Source organism: Gordonia sp. NPDC057258 (assembly GCF_042668985.1).
GTDB classification, from domain to species: Bacteria; Actinomycetota; Actinomycetes; order Mycobacteriales; family Mycobacteriaceae; genus Gordonia; species Gordonia hongkongensis.
The window spans coordinates 108922-134021 of the sequence record NZ_JBHUXZ010000011.1 but is presented as its reverse complement, the minus strand read 5'-3'; the positions used below and the strand labels follow the sequence as shown (position 1 = coordinate 134021).

23 protein-coding genes are annotated in these 25100 nt (G+C 65.9%); 15 read left to right on the top strand and 8 right to left on the bottom strand.

Annotated features, from left to right (window positions below):
* Window positions 1-163: 163 nt before the first annotated feature.
* From ACFUEJ_RS10830 to proB, 7 genes are all read left to right on the top strand, one after another.
* Window positions 164-616 carry a hypothetical protein gene (locus ACFUEJ_RS10830; protein WP_065629007.1) on the top strand — a complete coding sequence of 151 codons (453 nt, stop codon included), beginning with the start codon at window positions 164-166 and terminating at the stop codon, window positions 614-616.
* A gap of 38 nt (window positions 617-654) precedes the next feature.
* Window positions 655-1071, top strand: coding sequence for a nucleoside-diphosphate kinase (gene ndk, locus ACFUEJ_RS10825; RefSeq protein WP_058250057.1), 417 nt, complete (start codon window positions 655-657; stop codon window positions 1069-1071).
* Between the two features lie 428 nt (window positions 1072-1499).
* Window positions 1500-5006, top strand: coding sequence for a translation initiation factor IF-2 N-terminal domain-containing protein (locus ACFUEJ_RS10820; RefSeq protein ID WP_259937575.1), 3507 nt, complete (start codon window positions 1500-1502; stop codon window positions 5004-5006).
* 283 nt (window positions 5007-5289) lie between these two features.
* On the top strand, window positions 5290-5601 hold the full coding sequence (gene rplU / locus ACFUEJ_RS10815) for a 50S ribosomal protein L21 (protein WP_004019625.1): 312 nt from the start codon (window positions 5290-5292) through the stop codon (window positions 5599-5601).
* A 38-nt stretch (window positions 5602-5639) separates the two neighbouring features.
* The gene (rpmA, locus tag ACFUEJ_RS10810; RefSeq protein WP_004019626.1) at window positions 5640-5903 is read left to right on the top strand and encodes a 50S ribosomal protein L27; all 264 of its coding nucleotides are present in this window, start codon (window positions 5640-5642) and stop codon (window positions 5901-5903) included.
* Between the two features lie 95 nt (window positions 5904-5998).
* Entirely contained in the window at window positions 5999-7468 is a 1470-nt protein-coding gene (gene obgE / locus ACFUEJ_RS10805) for a GTPase ObgE (RefSeq protein WP_068972579.1), read from the top strand.
* A complete protein-coding gene (gene proB, locus ACFUEJ_RS10800) occupies window positions 7465-8616 on the top strand; it encodes a glutamate 5-kinase (protein ID WP_068972578.1) in 1152 nt (383 codons plus the stop codon). Before obgE ends, proB begins: the two co-directional genes overlap by 4 nt.
* Before the next feature lie 7 nt (window positions 8617-8623).
* On the opposite strand, the gene ACFUEJ_RS10795 is transcribed toward proB, so the two are convergent.
* The 4 genes from ACFUEJ_RS10795 to ectA form a co-directional block, all read right to left on the bottom strand.
* Entirely contained in the window at window positions 8624-9502 is an 879-nt protein-coding gene (locus ACFUEJ_RS10795) for a Sir2 family NAD-dependent protein deacetylase (protein WP_068972577.1), read from the bottom strand.
* Between the two features lie 48 nt (window positions 9503-9550).
* A complete protein-coding gene (locus tag ACFUEJ_RS10790) occupies window positions 9551-9982 on the bottom strand; it encodes an ectoine synthase (RefSeq protein ID WP_058250063.1) in 432 nt (143 codons plus the stop codon).
* Entirely contained in the window at window positions 9979-11250 is a 1272-nt protein-coding gene (gene ectB / locus ACFUEJ_RS10785; protein WP_068972586.1) for a diaminobutyrate--2-oxoglutarate transaminase, read from the bottom strand. Before ectB ends, ACFUEJ_RS10790 begins: the two co-directional genes overlap by 4 nt.
* Before the next feature lie 228 nt (window positions 11251-11478).
* Window positions 11479-12006, bottom strand: coding sequence for a diaminobutyrate acetyltransferase (ectA, locus tag ACFUEJ_RS10780; protein WP_068972576.1), 528 nt, complete (start codon window positions 12004-12006; stop codon window positions 11479-11481).
* Between the two features lie 164 nt (window positions 12007-12170).
* On the opposite strand from ectA, the gene rsmD reads away from it, so the two are divergent.
* From rsmD to mutM, 6 genes are all read left to right on the top strand, one after another.
* Window positions 12171-12722 carry a 16S rRNA (guanine(966)-N(2))-methyltransferase RsmD gene (gene rsmD / locus ACFUEJ_RS10775; protein ID WP_068972575.1) on the top strand — a complete coding sequence of 184 codons (552 nt, stop codon included), beginning with the start codon at window positions 12171-12173 and terminating at the stop codon, window positions 12720-12722.
* Window positions 12723-12738: 16 nt separating this feature from the next.
* On the top strand, window positions 12739-13227 hold the full coding sequence (gene coaD / locus ACFUEJ_RS10770) for a pantetheine-phosphate adenylyltransferase (protein ID WP_259935575.1): 489 nt from the start codon (window positions 12739-12741) through the stop codon (window positions 13225-13227).
* A gap of 118 nt (window positions 13228-13345) precedes the next feature.
* Window positions 13346-14215 carry a DivIVA domain-containing protein gene (locus tag ACFUEJ_RS10765; protein ID WP_058250067.1) on the top strand — a complete coding sequence of 290 codons (870 nt, stop codon included), beginning with the start codon at window positions 13346-13348 and terminating at the stop codon, window positions 14213-14215.
* 93 nt (window positions 14216-14308) lie between these two features.
* Window positions 14309-14941 (top strand): DUF177 domain-containing protein, encoded by a 633-nt coding sequence (locus ACFUEJ_RS10760; protein WP_171011583.1) that lies wholly within the window; start codon window positions 14309-14311, stop codon window positions 14939-14941.
* Window positions 14934-15659: a ribonuclease III gene (gene rnc / locus ACFUEJ_RS10755; RefSeq protein ID WP_065628999.1), complete on the top strand. Its 726-nt coding sequence runs from the start codon at window positions 14934-14936 to the stop codon at window positions 15657-15659. Before ACFUEJ_RS10760 ends, rnc begins: the two co-directional genes overlap by 8 nt.
* Window positions 15660-15692: 33 nt before the next feature.
* Window positions 15693-16595: a bifunctional DNA-formamidopyrimidine glycosylase/DNA-(apurinic or apyrimidinic site) lyase gene (gene mutM / locus ACFUEJ_RS10750; RefSeq protein WP_388029201.1), complete on the top strand. Its 903-nt coding sequence runs from the start codon at window positions 15693-15695 to the stop codon at window positions 16593-16595.
* A 66-nt stretch (window positions 16596-16661) separates the two neighbouring features.
* On the opposite strand, the gene ACFUEJ_RS10745 is transcribed toward mutM, so the two are convergent.
* The 3 genes from ACFUEJ_RS10745 to ACFUEJ_RS10735 are packed head-to-tail and all read right to left on the bottom strand — an operon-like array spanning window position 16662 to window position 22542.
* On the bottom strand, window positions 16662-17864 hold the full coding sequence (locus ACFUEJ_RS10745; RefSeq protein WP_388029198.1) for a GIY-YIG nuclease family protein: 1203 nt from the start codon (window positions 17862-17864) through the stop codon (window positions 16662-16664).
* Window positions 17861-19834, bottom strand: a complete 1974-nt coding sequence (locus ACFUEJ_RS10740; RefSeq protein WP_388029196.1) for a DEAD/DEAH box helicase — start codon at window positions 19832-19834, stop codon at window positions 17861-17863. Before ACFUEJ_RS10740 ends, ACFUEJ_RS10745 begins: the two co-directional genes overlap by 4 nt.
* The gene (locus tag ACFUEJ_RS10735; protein WP_388029194.1) at window positions 19831-22542 is read right to left on the bottom strand and encodes a DNA methyltransferase; all 2712 of its coding nucleotides are present in this window, start codon (window positions 22540-22542) and stop codon (window positions 19831-19833) included. The genes ACFUEJ_RS10740 and ACFUEJ_RS10735 overlap by 4 nt, the downstream gene beginning before the upstream one ends.
* Window positions 22543-22822: 280 nt before the next feature.
* Here ACFUEJ_RS10735 and ACFUEJ_RS10730 point away from each other — a divergent pair, with 280 nt between their 5' ends.
* Both ACFUEJ_RS10730 and ACFUEJ_RS10725 read left to right on the top strand, forming a co-directional pair.
* The gene (locus ACFUEJ_RS10730; RefSeq protein WP_388029191.1) at window positions 22823-23977 is read left to right on the top strand and encodes a hypothetical protein; all 1155 of its coding nucleotides are present in this window, start codon (window positions 22823-22825) and stop codon (window positions 23975-23977) included.
* Window positions 23978-24589: 612 nt separating this feature from the next.
* Complete coding sequence (locus ACFUEJ_RS10725; protein WP_388029188.1) at window positions 24590-24901, top strand: hypothetical protein; 312 nt, start codon at window positions 24590-24592, stop codon at window positions 24899-24901.
* On the opposite strand, the gene ACFUEJ_RS10720 is transcribed toward ACFUEJ_RS10725, so the two are convergent.
* Window positions 24898-25020, bottom strand: a complete 123-nt coding sequence (locus tag ACFUEJ_RS10720) for a hypothetical protein (protein ID WP_317724354.1) — start codon at window positions 25018-25020, stop codon at window positions 24898-24900. The genes ACFUEJ_RS10725 and ACFUEJ_RS10720 overlap by 4 nt on opposite strands.
* Window positions 25021-25100 lie beyond the last annotated feature (80 nt).

Below are 25100 nucleotides of genomic sequence, written 5' to 3'. Positions count from 1 at the left end.
AGGGCGGGGTTTGGTGGCCGCAAGACCTGTGGCCGGACCGTTATCGCCGAACCCGGGCGGCCAGGTGGGCTTGCTGTAACAATGGCCCATGCCGCGGGGGCCGACAAGTCGATCCTCGCAGCTTGTCGAACCCCTTCTCGAGACACCCGATGTGAGGACATACGTGCAGTTCCAGCTCTTCCGGACCACCTCCGCCCGAACCCGACGCCCCGTGCTCCCCGTCGTCGTCCTCGCGGGCGCGGCGCTCGCACTGACCGTCCCGGCCACGGCGGCGGCCGAACCGGAGCAGGACCAGGCACCCATCGGGATCGCGAACCTCATACCCGCCGCGGACGCACCTGTTCCCGTCGGTCCGGGGGAGTACAGCTATGTCGCCACCCACGAGATCACCCAGCGTGCCGCGACCATGAAGGCGCCCGAGGCCATCGCCAGCCTCCCGGTGCCCGCCCAGTACCGGCCCGCGAATCTCGGTCTGGCGCAACAGTTCGATCTCGCGCTCGCCGGCGCGCTCGCCTCGCCCGGCGGCTGTCTGCAGGTGGTCGTCGATCCGCGCTCGCGAACCGGCAGCCTTTTCGACTACGGCTTCTTCCCGGTCGCCGGCGAGTACTGCTCCTGACCGGTACGTGACCGTAGCCGGTCGATAGGGTGTCAGTCGTGACTGAACGCACTCTCGTACTCATCAAGCCGGACGGCGTCGAACGCAACCTCGTCGGCGACATCATCAGCCGTATCGAGCGCAAGGGCTTGACCCTGGTGGCTCTCGAACTCAAGACCGCGAGCGACGAGGTCGCTCGCGGGCACTACGCCGAGCACGAGGGCAAGCCGTTCCACCCCTCGCTGCTCGAGTTCATCACGTCCGGTCCGCTGGTCGCGGCCGTTCTCGAGGGGCCCCGCGCGGTGGCGGCGTTTCGCCAGATCGCCGGCGGTACCGACCCGGTCGAGAAGGCCGTGCCCGGAACGATCCGTGCCGACTTCGCGCTCGACACCCAGTACAACCTGGTCCACGGGTCCGATTCGCCCGAATCGGCACAGCGCGAGATCGCTCTCTGGTTCCCCGGACTCGAGGGCTGAACGCGAGCGCCTCGGCTCGACGCGCAACGTCAAACGCTCATCCTTTGCGGTCATCCGACCGCGGTGTGGGATACTTGCACAGTTATCGCCGACACACTTTGTCGACGACGACCGGATGACGCGCCCCGGTACCGGCGCGTCGCGGTGCGGCACTGACGCACCGCGACGCCACGGAACCGCAGCTGACCCCACCGAGTTCGCCCTGCTGCCAGCGGGCGAACACTCAGGTTCCGCCTGTGCCCGGTGGCGTGGAAAGCGATCAGGGACGCGGTCATCGACACAGCAAGAGCGTCGTCAGACGACCCGTGAGACGGACCGCCGCGACGACGCGCAGACCACACAACACCGGTCCGACGAGGACCGGGACACAGAGCAGACCCTCGCGTGGCCGCGTCAGCCCGACGCGCCCGGGGGTTCGAGGAGACTGAGTGACCGACAACGGGTCGCCGGCTGACGCGAACGCAGCGTCGGAATCGGCGGAAGAATTTCCCAGCAAACTTCGTGTGCACGCCCTGGCCCGCTTCCTGGGCCTCACGAGTCGACAGGTTCTGGCTCACCTGGCGAATCTCGGCGTGCAGACCCGCAGCCCGCAATCCAGCGTCGATCGTGACCTGGCGAAAGCCGTGGCCGAACGGGTGCGCTCCGGCGTCGACGAGACCGGCGAGACGCCGCCGCAGGCCGCCCCGGCCGGCGACGCGGCTCTGCCTGACGCCGCTGCCGACACGACGCCGGCCGAGGCCCCTGCCGACACCCCGCCGACGGACGCGGCACAGGCCGAGGCGGCATCGGTCGAAGCCGCACCAACCGAGGCGGTGTCCGCCGAAGCGGCGCCCGCCGACGACGCACCGACGGCCGAAGTCGCATCGACCGAGGATGCTGCACAGACCACCGCCGACGACTCGCCCGCGGCACCGACCGCAGCCCCGACGTTGTTCTCGGCCGCCCAGTACGACGCACCGGTGGCGACCCCGGCCGCGGAGACCGACGCCTCGACCGGCGCGCAGCCGCTGTTCCTGCAGCCTCAGGCCCCGGCCGACAAGCCCCGCGCCGCCCGCTCGGGTCGTGCGAAGACCCGCGCTGAGACGGGCGCGAAGGACGAGTCGGCGGACACCCCGGCAGACGAGTCCGTCGCTGCCGAGACCTCGACCTCGACATCAGCGGACGCGCCCGCCCGCTCGGACAGGTCGAGAGCCGATGATTCGACTGCGGCCGACCGGGACGCCGACGTCTCGACCCCGGACGAATCCGGCGCCGACGACGCCGATGATTCCAACGCCGATGATTCCAACGCTGATGATTCCGGGTCGGGCCGGAGTCGCCGGCGTCGACGCGGACGTCGTGGACGCGGGCGCGGTAGGGGAGACCAGGGGGGCGACTCTGATTCGGACACGGATGAGTCCGACGCCGAGGCGTCCGATGCCGACGAGTCGACCGGTGACGGGGCAACCGATGCCGACACGGACTCGGAGGACACCACGTCCGACGAGTCGGCCGAGGACTCGCGCTCGGAGGAGGGCCGTCCGTCGGGCAAACGCACCCGCCGCCGCAGCCGTCGTTCGGGTGCGGACAAGGCGGAGGACTCCGAGGCGTCCGGCGCCACGGGCGACCGCGCCGACGAGTCCGGTGACGATGCCGACTCCGCCGACGCCGAAGACGCATCCGATGACGACGACTCCGGTGACTCCTCGTCGACTCGCCGCCGCCGTCGCCGTCGCCGTCGCAAAGGTGGCGGCGAACCCGATGAGGCGTCTCCCGACGATCCGCCGAACACGGTGGTGCACGAGCGCGAGCCGCGCAGCAAGCGCGCCCGCGACGAGGTGCAGGGCATCTCGGGGTCGACCCGACTCGAAGCCAAGCGTCAGCGCCGGCGCGACGGGCGCGATGCCGGCCGGCGTCGTCCGCCGATCCTGACCGAGTCGGAGTTCCTGGCACGCCGTGAGGCGGTCGACCGCGTCATGGTCGTCCGAGAGCGCAGCGCGAACAGCCGCATCTCCGGCAACGACGGGCACGAGCACGCCGCGGTCGAGGACTACACGCAGGTCGCGGTCCTCGAGGACGGTGTCCTCGTCGAGCATTTCGTGACGACCGCGACGTCGTCGTCGATGGTCGGCAACATCTACCTCGGACGCGTCCAGAACGTCCTTCCGGGTATGGAAGCCGCATTCGTCGACATCGGTCGCGGACGCAACGGCGTGCTCTACGCCGGTGAGGTCAACTGGGACGCTGCCGGACTCGACGGCGGTTCGCGCAAGATCGAGCAGGCGCTCAAGCCCGGCGACAACGTGCTCGTCCAGGTCAGCAAGGACCCGGTGGGTCACAAGGGCGCCCGTCTGACCACGCAGATCTCCCTCGCCGGCCGCTACCTGGTGTACGTGCCCGGCGGTTCGTCGACCGGGATCAGCCGCAAGCTGCCCGACGTCGAGCGCAAACGTCTCAAGCAGATCCTGGCGAAGCTCGTCCCCGACGAGGCCGGGGTCATCATCCGCACCGCGTCGGAGGGAGTCAGCGCCGAGGAACTCGGTGCCGACATCGCCCGCCTCGAGTCGCAGTGGAAGTCCATCGACGAGGCGGTGGCCCAGGCCAAGAAGGGCGGGTCGTCGAGCCCGAAGCCGCTGTACGAGGAGCCCGACCTCCTGGTGCGCGTCGTCCGTGACCTGTTCAACGAGGACTTCAAGAAGCTCGTCGTCGAAGGTGACAAGGCCTGGAACCTGGTCGAGGGTTACGTCAGCTCGGTGGCCTCGGATCTCATGGAGCGGGTCGAGAAATTCGACAAGCCGCACGCCGACGCGCCGGATTCGTTCGTCGTGCACCGCATCGACGAGCAGCTCGCGAAGGCGCTCGACCGCAAGGTGTGGCTGCCCTCCGGCGGCACGCTGATCATCGAGCACACCGAGGCGATGACCGTCGTCGACGTCAACACCGGCAAGTTCACCGGCTCGGGGGGCAACCTCGAGGAGACGGTGACGCGCAACAACCTCGAAGCCGCCGAGGAGATCGTGCGGCAGATGCGGTTGCGCGACATCGGCGGGATGATCATCGTCGACTTCATCGACATGGTCCTCGAGTCGAACCGGGATCTGGTGCTCCGCAGGCTCACCGAGGCGCTCGCTCGTGATCGCACCCGTCACCAGGTGTCCGAGGTGACCTCGCTGGGCCTCGTCCAGATGACACGTAAACGTCTGGGAACCGGTCTGCTGGAAGCGTTCTCGACCACCTGCACCGCCTGCAGCGGTCGAGGCATCATCGTGCACGCGAATCCCGTCGAGGTGAAGACCGACGACTCTTCGCGTGGCGACGGTGCCGGTTCGAAGCGGTCCCGTCGAGGCAAGAAGAAGGCCGACGCGCAACCGGAGGCAGTCGCCCCGGCCGTCGCGCCCGCTCACAAGCCGGCCGAACACCCGATGTTCCGGGCGATGGCGGCGCACGCGCACGACGACGAACACGACCAGGAGTCCGGCGCGACCACCGACGGTGACACCACGAGTCGGGCCGAGGACGCGCCGAAGCCCGTCGTCGAGGCGTCGTCGCCGCAGCAGACGGCCGACAGCCGGGTGGACACCGCTGTTGCCGAGCCGACCGAGACCCTGCCGTATCCGGTGGCGACGGAACCGGCTGAGATGGATTCGGCTGGGACGGAATCGGCTGAGTCCGAACCTGCGGCGGTCGAGACGGAGCCAGAGCCGGCCGGCTCGGCCACCGACGGACAGGCTCCGGCGGCCGCACGGCGTCGTCGACGGGTCGTCCGGCGTCCGGCGCAGACGACCACACCGCCGGACACCGTGGTGATGACCGCGGCGGATGTCGCTGCGGAGACGCCGGTGACGACCTCGGGTCCGGTCTCCACCGGGAACTCGGAGGCGGCGGTCGCGGTACGGCGCCGGCCGCGCAAGCGCAGCGCGGGCCGTCCCGCGGGACCGCCACCGGCCGACGACTGATCCGGGTGACCGGGCCGCGTCGGACCCGGGTCGGGCTAGTTTGACCCGACCGCCGACGTTCCCGTAACCTTGGAAAGTCGCCTCCCGCGGAGGGTCTGCGCTGTTCTGCCCGCTTCGGCACAGCAACGGTGCGTAGTCCGTCGGCAGGCCCTCTGGTGCGAACCGCAGCTTCCCCGGCCACATGCCCGGGTGCCCTGCGGCCCGCCCCGGCACGCACAACACAAACGCCCCAGGAGCGCTCGCGCCCCCAGGGTCCGAGTAGACGAGTAAGAGGAATACTTCGATGGCAACGTACGCGATCGTCAAGACCGGCGGTAAGCAGTACAAGGTCGCTGAAGGCGACACTGTGAAGGTCGAGAAGATCGACGGAGAGATCGGCAGCACGGTGAGCCTGCCGGTCGCGTTGGTCGTCGACGGGTCGAACCTGACCACCGATGCCGACAAGCTGGCCAAGATCTCGGTCACCGGCGAGGTCGTCGACCACGTCAAGGGCCCCAAGATCCGCATCCACAAGTTCAAGAACAAGACCGGCTACCACAAGCGCCAGGGTCACCGTCAGAAGCTGACGGTCCTCAAGGTCACCGGCATCAAGTAGTTCGACCCGCTTCGAGAAGACCTCAGGAGGACTGACACATGGCACACAAGAAGGGCGCGTCCAGCTCGCGCAACGGTCGCGATTCCAACGCCCAGCGACTCGGCGTGAAGCGCTTCGGCGGCCAGCAGGTGAGCGCAGGTGAGATCCTGGTCCGCCAGCGCGGCACCAAGTTCCATCCCGGCGTCAACGTCGGTCGCGGTGGCGACGACACCCTGTTCGCGCTCGCCGCGGGCGCGGTGGAGTTCGGCTCCAAGCGTGGCCGCAAGACGGTCAACATCGTCCCGGAAACCGCTTCGGTCTGACCTGAGCAACCGGCACGACAAGCTCTTACACAGGGCGGGCAGGGTCATCGCGTACCCCGCCCGCCCTGTTCTTTTTTGACGGAAGAAGGATTTCGATGTCTCGGTTCGTCGACCGCGTGACCATCCACGTCGCCGCGGGGAACGGCGGCCACGGCTGCGCGTCGGTCCATCGCGAGAAGTTCAAGCCTCTCGGCGGACCCGACGGCGGAAACGGCGGCAACGGCGGGTCCGTGCGGCTCGTCGTCGACCCCCAGGTGCACACGCTCCTCGACTTCCACTTCCACCCGCACGCGAAGGCCTCCAACGGCAAGCCCGGGGCCGGAGACAACCGCGACGGCGCCACCGGCGGCGACCTCGTCCTCAAGGTTCCCGACGGCACGGTCGTCCTCGACGAGCGCGGCACGATCCTCGCCGATCTGGTCGGCGAGGGGACGGTCTTCGAGGCCGCGCAGGGGGGCCGCGGCGGGCTGGGGAACGCGGCGCTCGCGTCGAAGGCGCGCAAGGCCCCCGGCTTCGCCCTGCTGGGCGAAGAGGGGCAGCAGCGTTCGCTGGTCCTGGAACTCAAGTCGGTCGCCGACGTCGGGCTCGTCGGTTTCCCGTCGGCCGGCAAGTCGTCGCTGGTGTCGGTGCTCTCGGCCGCCAAGCCGAAGATCGCGGACTACCCGTTCACCACGCTGGTCCCGAACCTCGGGGTCGTGCAGACCGCGGGCGACGTGTTCACCATCGCCGACGTCCCCGGTTTGATCCCGGGCGCCTCGACCGGCCGCGGGCTCGGCCTCGAGTTCCTCCGCCACCTCGAGCGCTGCGCGGTGCTCGCGCATGTCGTCGACTGCGCCACACTGGAACCCGGGCGCGACCCGATCTCCGACATCGATGCGCTCGAAGCCGAGCTGGCCGCGTACGTCCCGGCACTCGACGACGACCACGGACTCGGCGACCTCGCCTCCCGCCCCCGCGTGGTGATCCTCAACAAGCTGGACGTACCCGACGCCGCCGAGCTCGCCGACCTCGTCGAACCCGAACTGGCCGAACGTGGTTGGCCGGTGTTCCGGATCTCGGCGGTCGCCCACGAAGGTCTGCGCGAGCTCACCTTCGCACTGGCGCGGATGGTGCGCGAATACCGAGATGCCCAGCCCGCCAAGGTCGCCCGGCGCGCGATCATCCGCCCCAAGGCCGTCGACGACACCGGCTTCACGATCGAGACCGACCCGGACAACGAGGGCGGCTTCATCGTCCGGGGTTCGCGCCCGGAGCGGTGGATCGCGCAGACGCAGTTCGACAACGACGAGGCCGTCGGCTACCTCGCCGATCGGCTCAACCGGCTCGGCGTCGAAGACGAACTGGTGAAGCGGGGTGCACAACCGGGTGCGCCCGTCACCATCGGTGCGGTCACGTTCGACTGGGAACCGTCCACGCCGATGGGCGACGACGTCCCAGTCACCGGGCGCGGCACCGACATCCGGCTCGATCGTTCCGATCGCGTCGGCGCCGCCGAACGCAAACAGGCGCGTCGCCTGCGGCGCGGGCTGCCGGACGAGGACGGCGGGGAGCGGGACCTCCCGTGAGCACCGGTTCCGCCGACCGCGTTCACGAGGGGTCGGTACGCGACCGGATCGCGCACGCGCGCAGCGTGGTCGTGAAGATCGGCTCGTCGGCACTCACCGACCTCACCGAGGGACTCGACCGCAACCGCCTCGACGCACTGGCCGACGCGCTCGAGGCCCGGATGCGGGCCGGCTCGGATGTCATCGTCGTGTCCTCGGGGGCCATCGGGGCCGGGATCGCCCCGCTCGGACTCAAGAAACGGCCCACGGATCTCGCCACCAAGCAGGCGGCGGCAAGCGTCGGGCAGCTGGCCCTCGCGCATGCGTGGGGTACGTCGTTCGCGCGCTACGGCCGCACGGTGGGTCAGGTCCTGCTCACCGCCGACGACATCTCCAACCGTAGTCACCACGCGAATGCCCAACGGACACTTGACCGTCTGCGTTCACTCGGCGCCGTGGCGGTGGTGAACGAGAACGACACCGTGGCCACCAACGAGATCCGTTTCGGGGACAACGACCGGCTGGCCGCGCTCGTCGCCCACCTGTCGGGTGCCGATGCGCTCATCCTGCTCTCCGACGTCGACGGCCTCTACGACGGTGATCCGCGCCGGGTCGACGTCGACGGCCGTCGCGCCCGGTTGATACCCGAGGTCAACGGCCCCGAGGATCTCGACGGGGTGATCGCCGGCTCCGGCGGCGCGCTGGGTACGGGTGGCATGGCCTCCAAGCTGGCCGCGGCCCGCTTGTCGGCGGATGCCGGCGTGCCCGTATTGCTGGCGGCCGCCTCGTCGGCGGCGCAGGCGCTGGCCGACGCCTCGGTGGGCACGGTGTTCGCCGCCCGGCCCGAGCGGCTGTCCGCGCGTCGGTTCTGGGTGCGTCACGCCGCCGACGCGCGGGGTCGGATCGTGCTCGACGACGGCGCCGTGGACGCGGTGTCGCGCAGGCGGCGTTCACTGCTCGCCGCGGGGATCGTCGGGGTCACCGGCAGGTTCTACGAGGGCGACGTCGTCGAACTCGTCGACCAGTACGACACGGTGCGGGCCAGGGGAGTCGCGGCCTACGGCGTCGACGACATCGCGTCGATGGTCGGCCGCTCCACCGGCGACCTCCCACCTGAACTACAGCGTCCGGTGGTGCACGCCGACGATCTGGTGGTCGTGGGCCGCTGACCAGAGGTCAGAACGTCGCCAGCGCCGGGAGCACGAAACCGGCCTCGTGATCGATCTTCAAGGTCGCGATCTCGTCGGCACGGGTGACCCCGCGGTTCACGATGATCAGCGGCTTGCCGGCGCGGTGCGCGCGCCGCGCGAATCGCAGGCCGGACATGACGGTGAGCGACGACCCGACGACAAGCAGGGCGTCGGCCTCGTCGACCACCGAATACGCCTCGTCCACAACGTCTTTCGTGACCGTCTCGCCGAAGTAGACGATGTCGGGCTTCAGGATGCCGCCGCAGTTCGGGCAGTCGATCATCATGAAGTCGGACGTGTCGGACAGGGTGGCGTCGGCGTCCGGCGCGACTTCGATGGCACCGCGGCCGCTGACCCGACGCGCGAACTCGGTGTTGATCTCTTCGAGTTGTCCGGCGAGCCGGTGACGGGAGATACGCCAGTCGCAGTTCACACAGCGGACACGGCCGTAGCATCCGTGGAGTTCGATGACCCCGCGGGTGCCGGCCTTGGTGTGCAGCATGTCGACGTTCTGGGTGAGCACCCGCGACATCCACCCGCGCTGCTGGAGTTCGGTGAGCGCCAGATGGGCTCTGTTGGGGACCGCGGCGTCCATGTGCCGCCAGCCGAGGTGGTTGCGTGCCCAGTAGTGGCGTCGGAAGTCCGGCGACGAGAGGAACATCTCGAGGGTCATGGGCGTCCGCGGCGGCGAGCCGGGACTCCGGTAGTCGGGGATGCCGGAGTCGGTGGAGATGCCGGCGCCGGTCAGAACCGCGAAACGGCGTCCGGCGAGGATGTCGGCGGCCAGTGCGATCCGGTCCGCGACGTCATCGTCGAGGGGGGTGTGTTCGGCCGGGGCGGAGCCGAGCTGGAGACGAGTACGCACCCTGCCCAGGATAGGCAGGGTGCGTACTCGAGGTGTCTGCGAGAGCCGTCAGGTGACGGGCGTCTCCGCGTGCTTGCCGGCCGGCTGCGGCACGGTCACCAGCGGATACACGCCGTTCTCGTCGTGGACTTCGGTGCCCACGACAGGCGGGTTGAACACGCACAGCATGCGCATCTCGGTGTCGGCGGTGACGGTGTGCCGCTCGTGGCCGTTCAGCAGGTACATCGTGCCCGGCGCGAGCGGATAGGTCTCGCCGGTCTCTCGGTCGAGGAGCGTGCCGGTGCCTTCGACGAGCCAGACGGCCTCGACATGGTTGGCGTAGTGGAACTCGTTGACCGAGCCGGCCTTGATCGTGGTCTCGTGGAACGAGAAGCCCACATTGTCGCCGCCGAGGATGATGCGCTTGGAGACCCAGTTGCCCTTGGGGTCGGCGACGTCGCGGTCGGTCCCGGTGATTTCTTCAGTGGTTCGGACGATCATCCGAGCACCTCCTTGACTGCATCGGACAGGATGGACAGGCCGCGGTCGAGGTCCTCGCGCGAGATGGTCAGCGGCGGGAGCAGCTTGACCACCTCGTCGGACGGGCCCGACGTCTCGGCCAAGAGTCCCGCGCCGAAGGCCTGCGCGCAGACCTTGCCCGCGGCGGTATGGTCCTCGAACGCGAGTCCGCGCACCATGCCACGCCCCCGGGTGGAGATGCCGTCGTAGCGGTTGCACAGGTCGGTGAAGACCTCGTGGATCCGCTCGCCCTTGGCATGGATGTCGCGGGTCAGCGCGTCGTCGGCCCAGTAGGTCTCGATCGCCTTGGCGGCGGTCACGAAGGCCGGGTTGTTCCCGCGGAAGGTGCCGTTGTGCTCGCCGGGGGTCCACACGTCGAGCTCGGGCTTGAACAGGGTCAGCGCGAACGGCAGCCCGTAGCCGCTGATCGACTTCGACAGTGTGACGATGTCGGGCTTGATGCCGGCTTCCTCGAACGAGAAGAACTCGCCGGTGCGGCCACAGCCCATCTGGACATCGTCGACGATCAGCAGGATGTCGCGTCGCCGGCAGAGATCCGACAGTGCCCGCAGCCACTCGGCACGAGCGACGTTCACGCCGCCCTCACCCTGGACGGTCTCGACGATGACCGCCGCCGGGCGGTTCAGGCCGCTGCCGGAGTCGTCGAGCACACGCTCGAACCAGGCGAAGTCCTCCATGACGCCGCCGAAGTAGTTGTCGAAGGGCATGGGCGTCGCGTGGACGAGCGGGATACCAGCGCCGGCACGCTTCATCGAGTTACCGGTCACCGACAGCGATCCGAGCGTCATGCCGTGGAAGGCGTTGGTGAAGCTGATGATCGACTCGCGACCGGTCACCTTGCGCGCCAGCTTGAGTGCCGACTCGACGGCATTCGTACCGGTGGGGCCGGGGAACTGGATTTTGTAGTCGAGTCCGCGCGGCTCGAGGATGTGACTGGTGAACTTTTCGATGAAGTTCCCCTTGGCGACGGTCGCCATGTCCAGACCGTGGGTGATGCCGTCGGCCTCGATGTACTCGAGAAGGGCCTTCTTCAGGACCGGGTTGTTGTGGCCGTAGTTCAAGGACCCGGCGCCCGCGAAGAAGTCGAGGTATTCGCGGCCGTCCTGATCGGTGATGTAGGAGCCCTTGGCGGTGGTGAACACAGCCGGCCAGTTACGGCAGTAGCTGCGCACCTCGGATTCGTGGGCGGTGAAGACTGAATCGTCCATGTGGGTGTCGAGAAGTGGCATGTCGTGTGCTTCCTTCTGGTGTGACAACGTGGGGTTCATGTGCCCGGCTCGAGGTCGCCTCATCGCGATCGCCGGGTTCGGCTGAGCCCTACGGGCTGGGGTCGGCCTTTGGTCGGGATGTCATGCGGGACTACCGATTACGGGGTCGGCAGGATGGAAACCTAGCGCGCGTGCCGCATCTGAGGCGTCGGCCCTGTGGTCATGGCGACGACCGGGATCGCGCAGGACTCAGGGCTCGGGGATCTCCGGCTCGAGCATGTAGAGATCTTCCGGCTCGTGGGAGTCGGGGAATGCGTTCGCCGCGAACAGGTCTCGACGTTCGAAACGAAGTCCGCGGGCCTTGGCCACCGAGGCGAACAAGCGTTGGGACGGGACGTTGTCCGGGCTGATCGTCGTGTGCATGGCGACCATGCCCTGACGGTTGACGCGGTCGAACAGCTCGTGCAGCATGGTCGCCGCGATGCCGTGTCCGCGCACCTCGTCGTCGACGGCGACCTGCCAGACCATCAGGGTGGAGGGGTCGCTCTGCCGCCGGTAGCCGGTGACGAAACCGACTGCGCGGCCATCGACTTCGGCGACGATCGAGGTGGTGGCGAAGTCGTGGCACCACAGCACGTAGGAGTAGCTCGAGTTGACGTCGAGAACCTGAGAGTCCGAAGCGATTTCCCAGAGGCGGATACCGTCGTCGACCGTGGGAACCCGGTAATCGACGGTGAGGGTTGTTGTCGGGGCCGTTCTTGTTTGGGAAGGGCTCATAACGCAAACGACGTTAACAATGCGTGTCGTAGAAGTCATGTACCTGCGGAAATTGGTCCGCGGAACGCCTACCTTGTCCCTGTTCAGACATACAATGTGAAGCGGGTCACAAAGACGTGAGTCCGGATTGGTTCGGGTGGCTTCCGGGATTGCAGAATGGCCTCATGACGAGGATCATCGCCGGCCGGCTGGGTGGGCGGCGACTGCGTGTTCCGGGCGAGGGTACCCGGCCCACTTCTGACCGGGTCCGCGAATCGGTGTTCAACATGTTGGCCGCCCGATCCGATCTGGACGGAGTCTGGGTCCTCGACCTGTACGCGGGATCGGGGGCGCTGGGTCTCGAGGCGATCTCGCGTGGTGCTGCAGGGGCGACGTTCGTCGACTCCGGGCGCCGGGCCGCGGTCACGATATCCGCCAACGTGCGGGCCTGTGGGGTGGCCCCGAACGCCACCGTACATACGCGCACGGTGTCGGCCTACCTCGCCGGCGCCGCGGAACGGCGGTTCGGCCTCGTCTTCTCCGATCCGCCGTACGACCTCCGGGCCGACCGGATCACCGCGGACCTGGAGCTACTGCGGTCACACCTGGACGACGACGCGCTGATCGTCGTCGAACGCTCGACGCGGTCCACCGGCGAGATCTGGCCATCCGAGTACGAGGTGGTCGTCGACAAGTCCTATGGCGACACCCGGGTGGAGATCGCCCGCCTGGTCTGACCGGTAAGTTCGGGCCATGACGACGGCAGTGTGTCCCGGTTCCTTCGATCCCTTCACCCTCGGTCACCGATACGTGGTGGAACGCGCTGCGGCGTGTTTCGACGAGGTCGTGATCACCGTGGTGGTCAACCCCAACAAGCGCGGCATGTTCGGTGTGGACGAGCGGATCGAACTCATCGAAGAGGACTGTGCGGACCTGGCGAATGTGCGGGTGGACCGGTGGGAGGGCCTGCTCGTCGATTACCTGCGGCAGGAGTCGATCCACACCATCGTGAAGGGGCTGCGCTCCGCCGTCGACTTCGACTACGAGGTGCCGATGGCCCAGATGAACCGCGAGCTCGCCGATGTGGAGACGATCTTCCTGCTGACCGACCCACGATTCGCCCACGTCTCGAGCTCGCTGGTGAAGGAGGTGGCGAAGTTGGGTGGAGACGTGACGCCATTCTTGTCCGCACATGTCCACAAGAGCCTGATGAGCCGGTTGTCCGGCGAGCGCTCGGCCTGACCCACCGGTCGGGCGCGACACACCCCACGCGCTTCACGAGTCACAAGCGCAACATTCGGCACAATAGTCACAGAATCACCAACTGTTGCAACCAGGCAAGCGCCGGATTGGGGTGGCTGTGTACCGGGTATTTGAGGCTCTCGACGAGCTGGTCGCGATCGTCGAAGAGGCGCGGAGTGTGCCGATGACCGCCGGGTGCGTCGTGCCGCGCGGCGACGTGCTGGAACTCCTCGACGACATCAAGGACTCCATCCCCGGCGAGCTCGACGACGCGCAGGACGTCCTCGACCAGCGTGACACGCTGATCGGTGATGCCCGCGAGCACGCCGAGACGACGGTGTCCAAGGCGGATTCGGAGTCCGAGGCGGTGCTCGCGCACGCTCGCGCCGAGGCCGACCGGATCCTCTCCGAGGCGAAGGCGCAGGCCGACCGTATGGTCGACGAGGCGAGCGCGCACTCGGGCTCGCTGGTGGAGGACGCCGCCGAGGAGGCACACCGTCTGCAGACCAGCGCGGCGCGCGAGTTCGAGGCCGTCACCGGCCGGGCGCGGGCCGAGGCGCAGCGCACCATCGACGCCGCCAACAACTCCTACGACAAGTCGGTGGCCGACGGTATCGCCGAGCAGCAGCGCCTCGTCTCCGAGACCGAGGTCGTCGGCGCGGCGAAGTCCGAGGCCGAGCGGATCATCGACGCCGCCCACGCCGAGGCCGACCGCCTGCGCGGTGACTGTGACGTCTACGTGGACGAGAAGCTCGCGCAATTCGAGGAGATCCTGACCGGCACGCTGCGATCGGTGAACCGGGGTCGGCACCAGCTACGGACCGGCGCCGGCATGCACGACTATGTCGAGTACCCCCGTGGTGTCGACGAGTCCGGGCGTGGCGACGGTGCGCGTTCGCGCGAGTCCCGTGGCGACGATCCCCGCTCGCGCGAGACCTCGGCCCGCCACACCTACGACCGCGACCACGGTTCGCCGCTCGCGGTGTGACACGCTCGTCGACCCGGCTGTCCACACGCCGCCGGCGTCGGTCGATCATTCCCGGGTGCGAGCGTATGGTGGGCGTTTGTGGCTGATCATGCTGTGACATCAGAGCCGTCGCACGGTCCCGGTTCTACTCCCAGGCGCGAGCCCTTCGTGCTGGATGTGCGTTCGATGGGACGCCGCCCGGGCACGATGTCGGAGGTGCACCGTACTGTCCGGACACCCGAACGGCTGGGCGTCGAGATGGTCGGGATCCCAGCGGATTCCGATGTCGACCTCGACCTCCGTCTGGAGGCGGTGTCCGAGGGAATCCTGGTGACCGGGACGGTGTGCGGTGAAACCGTCGGTCAGTGCTCGCGCTGCCTCGAGCCGATCGACGGCACGGTGACGGTCTTCCTCACCGAGTTGTTCGCCTACCCGGACAGCGCGACCGAGCAGACCACCGACGCCGACGACATCCATCGCATCGCCGACGACCGTATCGACCTCGAACAGTCGATCATCGACGCCGTGGCACTCGAACTGCCGATGTCGCCCCTCTGTTCGTCGGACTGCGAGGGTCTGTGCCAGACCTGCGGGGTGCGTCTGGCCATCGCCGAACCGGGTCACTCCCACGAGGTCATCGACCCGCGCTGGGCCGGACTCGCCGACAAGTTCGCCGACCTCGGGAAGGACGATTCGCCGACGGACGGTGCCGCAAACGACCCCGACCCGGAACGACATCGTGACTGAGGCCGTGCGTGCGGACGGTCCGCGTGCGGCCCTGCTCGACGCGCTGGACACCGACATTCCCGACGACCTGCTGACGCTGGCACTGACCCATCGTTCCTACGCGTATGAACACGGCGGTCTGCCGACCAACGAGCGCCTGGAGTTCCTCGGGGACTCGGTGCTCGGTGTCGTCATCACCCAGCGTCTCTACCTGCGTTATCCCGATCGACCCGAGGGCGAGCTGGCGAAGATCCGGGCCAGCGTCGTCAACATGCATGCGCTCGCCGACGTCGCGCGTGGTCTCGGGGACGAGGGCGGTCTGGGCAAGTACCTGTTCCTCGGCCGCGGCGAGGAGATGACCGGCGGGCGCGACAAGGACTCGATCCTGGCCGATGGTCTGGAGTCGCTGTTCGGCGCGGTCTTCCTCAGTCACGGACTCGAGACCTCGCAGCGCGTCATCCTGCGTCTGTTCGACGAGCGCCTCGAACGTGCCGGCAACCTCGGCGCAGGGCTGGACTGGAAGACGTCGCTGCAGGAGTTGAGTTCGGAGCGCGGGTTCGGTCCGCCGCAGTATCAGATCAGCGCGACCGGTCCCGACCACAACAAGGAGTTCACCGCGACCGCGCTGGTCGCCGGCGAGAGCCTCGGCGAGGGTGTCGGCCGGACCAAGAAGGAAGCGGAGCAGCAGGCCGCCGCACACGCCTGGAAAGTGCTGACCGAGCGCGCGTCGGCGTCGTGAACCCTTCTGTCAGCCGGCTTTTCGCGATCTGCGATGCCTGAACTCCCCGAGGTCGAGACCGTCCGCATCGGTCTCGAGACCCATCTCGTCGGTCGGGTGGTGGCCTCGACCGAGGTCCTTCATCCGCGCGCGGTCCGTCGTCACGCCGGCGGTGAGCCGGATCTGATCGGTCGGCTCGCCGGCAAGCGGGTGACCGGCGTCCGGCGCCGCGGCAAGTACCTGTGGATCGATGTCGCCGACTCCGCCGACCGTGCGGCGCTCGTCGTCCACCTCGGGATGAGTGGCCAGATGCTGATCGCCCGGACCGGAACTCCCGATCACACGCACCTGCGGATCCGCGCGGTCCTCGACGACGAGAACGAACTCCGCTTCGTCGATCAGCGGACCTTCGGGGGTTGGCATCTCGACGACTACACACCCGATGTGTATGCGCCCTCGGGGAGTACGGACACGACCGACCCGTCGCCCGCCGACATCCCGGTCTCGGTGGCGCACATCGCAACCGATCCGTTCGACCCGGCCTTCGATCCCGTCCGCGTGGTGGATCGCATGCGCGCCAAACACTCCGAGATCAAACGGGTCCTGCTGGATCAGACGGTGATCTCCGGCGTCGGCAACATCTACGCCGACGAAGCGCTGTGGCGCGCACGTCTGCACGGCTCGCGGATCGCCGAGACGATCAGTCGCAAGAAACTGCGCGAACTCATCGATGCCGTCACCGACGTGATGGCGGATGCGCTGAAGGTCGGCGGTACCTCGTTCGACGCGCTCTACGTGAACGTCAACGGACAGTCCGGGTACTTCAGCAGGGAACTACATTCATATGGCCGGGAAGGCTTGCCGTGCCACCGGTGCGGCACACCGATCAGGCGGGAGGCCTTCATGAACCGGAGCTCGTTCTATTGTCCTCGTTGTCAGCGCAGCCCACGTCGTTGACGCGACGGGGCCGGGCTTTGGTGAGTTGCTCCAGGGGTGTACCACCGGACCGATCAGGTGGGTCGTTCAGGAGTCGCCAACTGCGACGAGGCTTTGAGACTTTGCGTCATATCGGTAGTCGACGATGCCGCCGGACATAATTAACTCGATCGTCTGATCGATCACGTCACGTGGAACGACGAACCATTCGGACGGATCGTAGTCGCGACCCGTCTTGTCGACCTGTGTCAGATCCAAACGCACCTCGGCGAAGACTCGATGGAGCAGGTTCTCCAACACTGAGACACGCGTGTTGTATATCCGGTAGGTGGCAACCACCTCGACCGGCGCCATCAAGTAGGTGGGCGACTTGTCCGCATTCTTGATCCTGGCCTCGACCGGTCCGCGTGAGAAGCCGATCTTATGCAGATCAGCGATGCCGGCGATCTGTGGATCGTTGCTCCGAGAACGCAAGACATAGATGTAGCCGCTGACCTCGTCGTCGGTGAGGATCTCCGGTTGCTGTCGAGCTACGACGATCTGACCGTCTTCATCTGCCAGCCTGATCCCGAGGGACTGCCTGTACATCCGCGATTCCGTGCCGTTCTCAAAGACGCAGCGCAGACGTTCACGTTTGTTCTCGCGCACAGTCGATTTCTTGTACTCGGTCTCGCCGACTTCAGCGATAAAGAGCATCACACCGTTGAGCACAAAGAACGCACCCGGAACTATGTGCTGCATCCCCGAGTACGGCATCAACTGGCTCGCGCCGTCGCGCAACTCGGCATGCTTCTGCTCGAACAGCGGAGCGAACTCGGCGAAGTCTTGAGCAGGCCGACGGCGCGCTACCTCCTCAGTTTCGAAGCGCTGCTTGCGGATCGGAAGGCTTGAGACGTCCAGGATGCCGGTGTCGTCTCCCAACAGGTCGAGCGGGTCATGCTCCAGCAGCTCGTCGATCGAGCCAGGGGCTTCAGGTACGTTAAGGAGACCGAACTCGTCGAGGTGTTTGAGTGCTTCGATCTTGCTGTCATCGGCCAGTATGCCGTCCAGGCGTGCGCCGAGTTTACGTTCGGAGATCTCCCTCGTGGTCGGGCTCGGGAGTCGGCCGTGCGTCCGGCGAAACTCCACGATCTCCAGGAATGCTCGCTCCAGCCGGTCACTGGACGTGACCTTCTTCGGCTTCTCCGGCATGTCCAGGAGACCGTCGACATCTGAATCGAGCAACTGCTGAAACGCGTCTGCTCCAGCGGCGCTACCGCTCTCCGAGGTTGAAGAGTCCGCGGTCGTCATTGATCCGTCCCGATCTCGCTCGCTTGCTTCTGCGCCTCGCGCTGCTGCTTGAGCCGCCGCAAGAACAGCAGCGCCTCGGCATAGCGCTTCTCCGTGGGGTCGTCCGAGCGCACGTCAGGGTGTCGCCCGTTGACCTTGACCCAATTCTGAATCTTCGGGAACAGGGCGAGCGCCTCGTCCTCGCTGATCTCCACACGTGTGCTGGTGATCGCATCGGAGATGATCTTCAGCACCGACGGCGTCACCGACTTCGACATCACCTCGAACGCACGCTGGAACGGATTAACCGTGTCGATCAAGTTGATGTGAATATCCTCGACATTCTCGAACTTGTCACCCATCTTGATGAACCGCTTATCGCCGACCTCGCGGACCTCGCCGTTCTTGATCACTGAGTCCACCACGACCTGCTGGCGCACCTCCTCGACCTGCTCATCAGTCAAGTCTGGGTACCGGTCACGGATGATCTTGGGGATCAGCACCTTGTTGGTGGTCTCTGGATCCACGCTGCCGGCCGCGGCCTTCGCGAACGTCTCGTCCTGCAAGATGTTGGCCTTCAGGTCGTTTAGGTCCGTCTCGACGATCTGCTTGACCCGTTCGCTCGACGGTTCCTTGAACCCCTTGATCTTGATCGTTCCCGGCTCAGGTGCGTCGTCGTTGCCGCGTTTCGCCTTGAAGTTGAAGTTCGGTGCCAGCACCTGCTCCATCAGTAGCGACGCCGTGATGGCCTTGAGCATGTTGTTCACCGACACCGTCACCTCGCCCCGCTCAGCGTCCGGCTCAGCCAGCAGGTTCGTGAACTGCGCGTGCGGCTTACCGGGGCTGTCGCGGGTGACCCGGCCGATGATCTGGATAATCTCGGTCAACGACGCCCGATATCCAACGGTCAACGCGTGCTCAGCGAACGGCCAGTCGAAACCCTCCTTCGCCATCCCCAGCGCGATGATGATGTCCACGCCGTCGCGGTCCTTCGCCGCAACTGTCGACAGGTAATGCAGCGTGTCGGCGCGCTTCTTCTGATCGGCGTCATCGACCAGATCGGCCACCCGCAGCACAGCACCGGTGTCGGTGCGGCGAATACGGATGATCCCGGTGTCCGGCTCGGTGTCGATCACGTCGCCGATCGTGTCGATGATGAACCCGACCTCTTCGATCTTGTCCTTGGTCGACTCACCTGAATTCACGTTCGGGATGTGCACGATCGTCTTCTTGTCCAAGTCCAGCACCTCACCGATCGCCTCGGTGTAGCGGCCCTGATAGAAGTGGTGCCCGATCCCCAGCGACTTCAGGTACTGGTAGCCGTTGAGCTGGTCGTAGTAGTTGAACGTCACCGGCGTGAACTGTGCCTCGTCCTCCGACGAGAGCACCGGCACCGAGTCCCCGCGGAAGTACGAACCAGTCATGGCCACGATATGCACGTCCGAACCGGCCATCACCTCCTTCAACAGTGCACCCAGGCGGGAGTTCTCAGTGTCAGCTGACACGTGGTGAAACTCGTCGATAGCCAGCACCGTGCCAGTGAATTCGTCCGGTGCCAGCCGCTCAAACGCGAACCGCAACGTCGCATGCGTGCACACCAGAATCGGATCACTGCTGCGGAGGAAGTCGATGAATGCGTCGACCTTGCCCGCTGACGACCCCGGCGTGCACAGATTCCGTTCCGGCGTGACTTCCCAGTCGGCGAAGAAACCGTGCGAGGTCAGCCGCGTGGTCGAGAATGATGCCCCGATCGAACGCTCCGGCACCGCGACGATCACCTTCTTGCGGCCCTGGTTATACAACTTGTCCAGACCCACGAACATCAACGCCCGCGACTTGCCCGACGCCGGTGGAGCTTTGATCAACAGATGCTGCGCGCCCCGCTTGGCGAACACCCGCTGCTGCATCTCCCGCATCCCCAATGCGTCGGTGTTCACCGACGCGCCCGTCTGCGCGTACGTCACATCGACGACGTTCACCGTGCCGCTCAATTGTTGCTCCTCTTCGCCGGCTTCGGCGCCTGTTTCGCAGCGGTCATCTCCACATACATAGCGAACAGGTCCGACAACCGCTCCTCATCGGTCTCATAGGCACGCTTGGAGTAGATCGAATCCACCCGCGCATCGATCTCAGCGTGCGCGGCCCGCAAATCTTCGGGCATCTTGTCCGGACCGTAGAGCTCGGCGAGGGTCTTCTCGCAGTGATACTCACGCACATCCAGCACCCGTAAGGCTGCGACCGCCAACTGCTCCTTCACTGCATCCGGCAGTGTTGGCACTGGAAAATTGTTGTAGACAATCGTATTCGAGTATCGATAGTCAGTCTTCATCTTCCCGCCGATAGCCTTCGCCCATACCATGTGCATCCGCGACGTCAACAGACCGAAAACCCAAGGCTCCGCTTCGTACACCGCGTATGCCAGGTTCGAGACGACCGTGTCAGGACCGAGGTAACCCATTGGGATATACTCGCGCCGTTCCGACGAAACACTCGGAACAATGATCGAATCGGTTGGCTTGTAACTAATCTGGACGAACCGGTATGGCTTAGAGGCATATGCCGCGGTGCTCGCGGCTTTACTCCTGGTACGTTCCCTCGTCACCCGGGCGAGTTTCGTAGCGATTGACGGAATCGAGGAGGCTAGTCCCGCTGCCTCGTCATCGATCCATAGACAGTAGCGCTCCCCGTCATTAATCAGCTCAGACGAACCCATATAGCGTTTAACTAGCGTCTGACAGCGCGGGTCCTGCTCGATCATAGTGGCGACCTCTACTGGAGACAGGATGAGTCCACCTCCATCTCTGGGCATCGACCCGAAGACCATCTCGGGTAGTTGTGCTCCGAGGGGACGCTTGCGCCGCTCTATGAATACATCGGGCCCGTCGGCCAGGTACCCGTTGATGTTGTCGGCAACGATTCGAAGATCGTCGGTGTATATGCACTTCGGGCGGGGCCGGGCAGCCCGAAGTCCGATAACGGCCACGGTAACTCCGGCGTTGCGTTTCGCATTGTTCTCCCATTTGAAGGAGGTGTAGGCGAAGCCGATCTCTAATCCTCTGTCGAAGATCATCGGGAACATCAGTGCCACATGCTCACCCTGCGCTACTGAATTTGTGGTGACAAAGGCGAGCGCAGCGGCAGTTCCCGCTATGTAGTCGGCCCCCTTGAGGAACCAGAGAGCGATGTAGTCAAGGTTCTTCGAGTATGCGCGGTCGCCGAACACAAACCGATAGTCTTCCTTTTGCTCCGGCTTCTGAGTCTTTGCACCTGCATATGGCGGGTTCCCGATCAGGTAGATCTCCACCTCACCGTTATTCGGACACACATCGTTCCAGTCGACCCGCGTCGCGTTGTCTGCACGGATCTGTCCGGTCTCCTTGAGCGGAATCAGCGGGATCTCGACTCCAAACTTCTCGCGGAACTCGCGGTTCATCTGATGTTTGGCGATCCACAGTGACAGGATCGCCACTTCTACTGCGAAGTCGTCGATCTCGATGCCGTAGAAGTTCTCGATGTCGATCTTCGACACGGCGTAAAGGACCTGGTGCTTGGGGCTCAGAGTCGCGAGTCGTTCGAGAATCGCGTGTTCCAGGCGTCGTAGTTCCTTGTAGGCGATGACCAGGAAGTTCCCGGAGCCGCATGCCGGGTCGAAAACCTTGATCGCTCCGATCCGATCCAACAGCTTTTCCAGCTTGCCGACACTGTTGAAGCAAGCGTCGAACTCCTCCTTCAGCTCGTCGAGGAACAGCGGCTCAATCGTCTTAAGGATGTTCGGCACCGACGTGTAATGCTGCCCGAGGTCTGACCGCTTCCCGGGTGTGACGATCGCCTGGAACATCGACCCGAAGATGTCGGGGTTGATCTCGCTCCAGTCCAGCGCGCCGAGATCCAGCAGCAGCCCACGGGCGCTCTTGGTGAAGGCTGGCACGACGTGCAGGCTGGTGACCTCGAACAGTCGACCGTTGACGTACGGGAACGCTGACAGGTAGCTCGCCTTGTCCTCGGCGTTCTCGGCGTCTAACGCGTGGAACAGGTCCGTCAGGAACTCCTGCACGTCGGAACCGTCGGCCTGCGTGTGCGAGCCGACTGCCATGGTGAACTGATCATCGTCGAAGATCCCGGTGTCCTCGGCGAAAAAGCAGAACAGCAGGCGGGTGAAGAACACATTCAGCGCGTGCCGGCCATACTGCTCGTCGATAAGTTCCGGGTTGGCCTGGAGCAGTTCGTCGAAGAGCTTGCCCATGCGGTCGGCGGCCTTGACGTCGGCATGTGCTTCTGATGTGTACTGTGCCTTCTCCATCCCGGCCCAGGGAAGGAAGAATGTGAAGTGCTTGTCGATGTCACGGATCGGAAAGACTTTGTTCTCCCCGGTCTTCATGTCGACCGCGACCAGCTCGTCGTAGTCGGTGGCAATCACGAACCGCGGGTTGTAACGGACCACGTCTGGGGATGTCCGCAGCTCCTCCACGTCAGCGAGGGGCTCGCGATCGGTCTCCCGGAAGTAGATGACGTTCTTCTGCGCGACCTCGCTTACAGGATCGGCTGCGACATTCAACGACCCGTTGCGCAACCGGGTGACGTTGCCCTTCGGCTTCCCATAGGCCAGCAGCAGGTCGAAGATGAACTCGCGGTCGTACGTCTCGCGCCGGGCCAGGGGAGCGACCCGTTCCTCGACTGCCTTTAGGTTCAATCTAGCCACGAACGCTACCTCTCGCAGGTCACATAGGTTCGGCTGTCAGCTGCCGACGGTGTCCTGATCATTCCATCTGCGCGACGTGGTAACGCAGTTAGCCCTGTGGGTCGGTGATGTTCCAATCCGTACGCCGGAGGTCGTAGCTCTGCACGCGGAAGTGCTGCGGGCGAAGTCTGCCGGTCCGTGTTCATCGTGGACAGGATCGGGCCGCACTTCGATGGTGACGGTCCCGGAATTGGGCCACTGTCGTGTCGTGAATGTCTTTGACTGCGGGCATCATTACTGGATGTCCAGCAGAAGCCGTTCCCGGAAGAAGAAGGCCAGCAACGACGCCGCGGAGTCCCTGCCGTTGGCTCCTGAGCTGTTCTCCGAACTGAACGCCACCTTCTACAGCGGCGATCCGGCCGAGTTCCTGAGGATGCGGATCGAGTCGCTGTCGCTGATGGCGCTCCCGACCGAGCAGGTCGCGGCGATGCTGGCCACACCGCGCAGGATCGGATCGCTCGGTGTCGACCCCGTAGGGGCGCCCGCCGACGACGTGCGCGAACGCTACATCGCCACTGAGGCGGTGATGATCTTTCACCACGCCGCCGAGATGTTCTTGCGCATGTTCTACGCCCACGTCGAGAAGCCGGACTGCCCGTGGCTGGGCATGTCCTCCTCGACGAACTTCGCTGAGTTCAAATCCAAGGTCGCCAAAAGCCTGGAGAGTGGGTTCGACGAGGCCGACATAGCTCGGGTATTCCTCGGGGGCACTGACCCGCGCGACGCGTCCATCCGCGCCACCGACGAGGAGTTCGCCGCGTGCGTCGACGGGATCAATCTGCTGCTCGGATACAGCGCGACGCAGTTCCTGGATGAGTCATTCCTCTACAACGCGGCGAAGCACGGGCTGACGACAGTTCGGGTCGACACCGGCGCGATGACCCTAACGAGTGCCGACGGCGACACGGTGCGCCTGCACGACGGTAGCCTGCTCATCTACATGCACGGCCCGTCCGCTCCCGGCGTCACGGACGGCCCGAAGCACCACATCAGCATGACCGGCTCCCTCCCAGACCAGGACCTTGCCGTGGCGACCATGATCTACCACGCGATCGCAGATCTGTGGGCGGTGGCCAGGCGTCGCTACACCGCGCAGTCGGGGAAATTGATCCTCTTCGACCGCACTGCAGTGCAGAGCTGCATCTCCGGCCCCGTCCGCGCATCGGGCAACATCGCCCGCACCACGGTGATCGAGCTGACGAAGAAGCGCCCCGACGGCACTCTCACGGGCATCAGCCTTAATCTGCGCGTCATCCGTACCGCTGCCGTCGAGGAGGGTGAGCGGTCCCCGATGCGCACCGTGGAGCTGCCGGTCCGACAGCGCGACCGGCACGTCATCAATCCCTCCCGCAGGTGGCTGCTGCCGTTCTCACCCAAGGGCTCCTCGCGCGTCTAGGGCTTCAACGGCTGGCTCCGGCACTACGAGGACCCGCACAGGATCTCGGTGCGGGGGTCTCGTGGTGGGAATAGCATTCAATGCTGTGCCGCACGACACGAACGCCCGGGCTGTCGTCGGCGGCGTCGTCTCCGCCGGGCTGGTATTCGACCTCTCTGAGGACAGGAGCCGGGCCAAGGTCCGGACGCTCACCCCTGCCAGCGAGCCGATCGTGACTTTTGGCCCGGTCACCAAGCGCACCGCTGCACGGTTCGCCGCGGCCGACCCGGCGAGTGCTCCAGCGTCTTCCGCGTATGGGCGAACAAGGGCAAGCTCGACGTCTATGCGGCCATTCGGACCTGGAAGGACCTCGCGAAGTTCTCGTTCCACCAGAGCGGCCGCTACATCTTCCATCTGTCAACCGTCGATCACCCCGGAGCCCAGTGGGTCCGGCGCCCTGATCCGGGAAACAGGCGCATCGACGCCTGGGACCGCCCTAAGCCATTCGTGCCCGGCTGGACCCACCTCATCACCGTCATGGTGCCGACCGAGGACGTGAGGCCGTCGCCAACCTCGGGGTGGGAGGATCACGGAAGGGTCCGCTGGATCACCCGGCCCGAACGGACCGACACCGTGACCGAGTTTCGAGTGTCCATCGGCGATCCGGGGGCGCCGCTGATTGACGCGGGGCCCGCTGGCTACTTCTTGGACGCGGGGATCGTCGACGGTTTCGTGCTTGCGAACGGACAGCTGGTGCTGATCACCATGCACGTGACCCACCTCGACTCCATCGGTCGCAAGCTGCTGACGGAACTTCGTGAGCGACTGGCCGCCCAGGCACGGGCAGAAGGCTTCGACCTCGACCCGGCCCGGGGCCCTCGATTTGCCGACCACAACGTGCAAGCAGACGGCCGACACGCCTTGTGGGACATCGGTCCGACTTAGCCGTGAATCGCCACGATCGTCGTGCCCTCGCCGGCCTCATCGTCGTAGAGGTGCCAGTCGTCGAACGCGCCGTCGACGCGTAGTCGTGCGCCCCGCCCTCGCCGTGGATCGTCGAGCATCTCCTGCACCCTGTACCTAGTCGGGCTCTCTCCTTCGAATGTAACCTCAACGACGGTCCCGGCACTCGCCAGGCTGATCC

Bases quoted from the DNA above. Each gene is read 5' to 3' on its own strand.
- rplU (WP_004019625.1), top strand. From the start codon at position 5,290: ATGGCAACGTACGCGATCGTCAAGACCGGCGGTAAGCAGTACAAGGTC.
- ACFUEJ_RS10730 (WP_388029191.1), top strand. From the start codon at position 22,823: ATGTCCAGCAGAAGCCGTTCCCGGAAGAAGAAGGCCAGCAACGACGCC.
- ACFUEJ_RS10720 (WP_317724354.1), bottom strand. From the start codon at position 25,020: ATGCTCGACGATCCACGGCGAGGGCGGGGCGCACGACTACGCGTCGAC.
- ACFUEJ_RS10745 (WP_388029198.1), bottom strand. From the start codon at position 17,864: ATGACGACCGCGGACTCTTCAACCTCGGAGAGCGGTAGCGCCGCTGGA.
- ectA (WP_068972576.1), bottom strand. From the start codon at position 12,006: ATGAGCCCTTCCCAAACAAGAACGGCCCCGACAACAACCCTCACCGTC.
- ACFUEJ_RS10790 (WP_058250063.1), bottom strand. From the start codon at position 9,982: ATGATCGTCCGAACCACTGAAGAAATCACCGGGACCGACCGCGACGTC.
- rsmD (WP_068972575.1), top strand. From the start codon at position 12,171: ATGACGAGGATCATCGCCGGCCGGCTGGGTGGGCGGCGACTGCGTGTT.
- obgE (WP_068972579.1), top strand. From the start codon at position 5,999: ATGTCTCGGTTCGTCGACCGCGTGACCATCCACGTCGCCGCGGGGAAC.
- mutM (WP_388029201.1), top strand. From the start codon at position 15,693: ATGCCTGAACTCCCCGAGGTCGAGACCGTCCGCATCGGTCTCGAGACC.
- ectB (WP_068972586.1), bottom strand. From the start codon at position 11,250: ATGCCACTTCTCGACACCCACATGGACGATTCAGTCTTCACCGCCCAC.
- coaD (WP_259935575.1), top strand. From the start codon at position 12,739: ATGACGACGGCAGTGTGTCCCGGTTCCTTCGATCCCTTCACCCTCGGT.
- rpmA (WP_004019626.1), top strand. From the start codon at position 5,640: ATGGCACACAAGAAGGGCGCGTCCAGCTCGCGCAACGGTCGCGATTCC.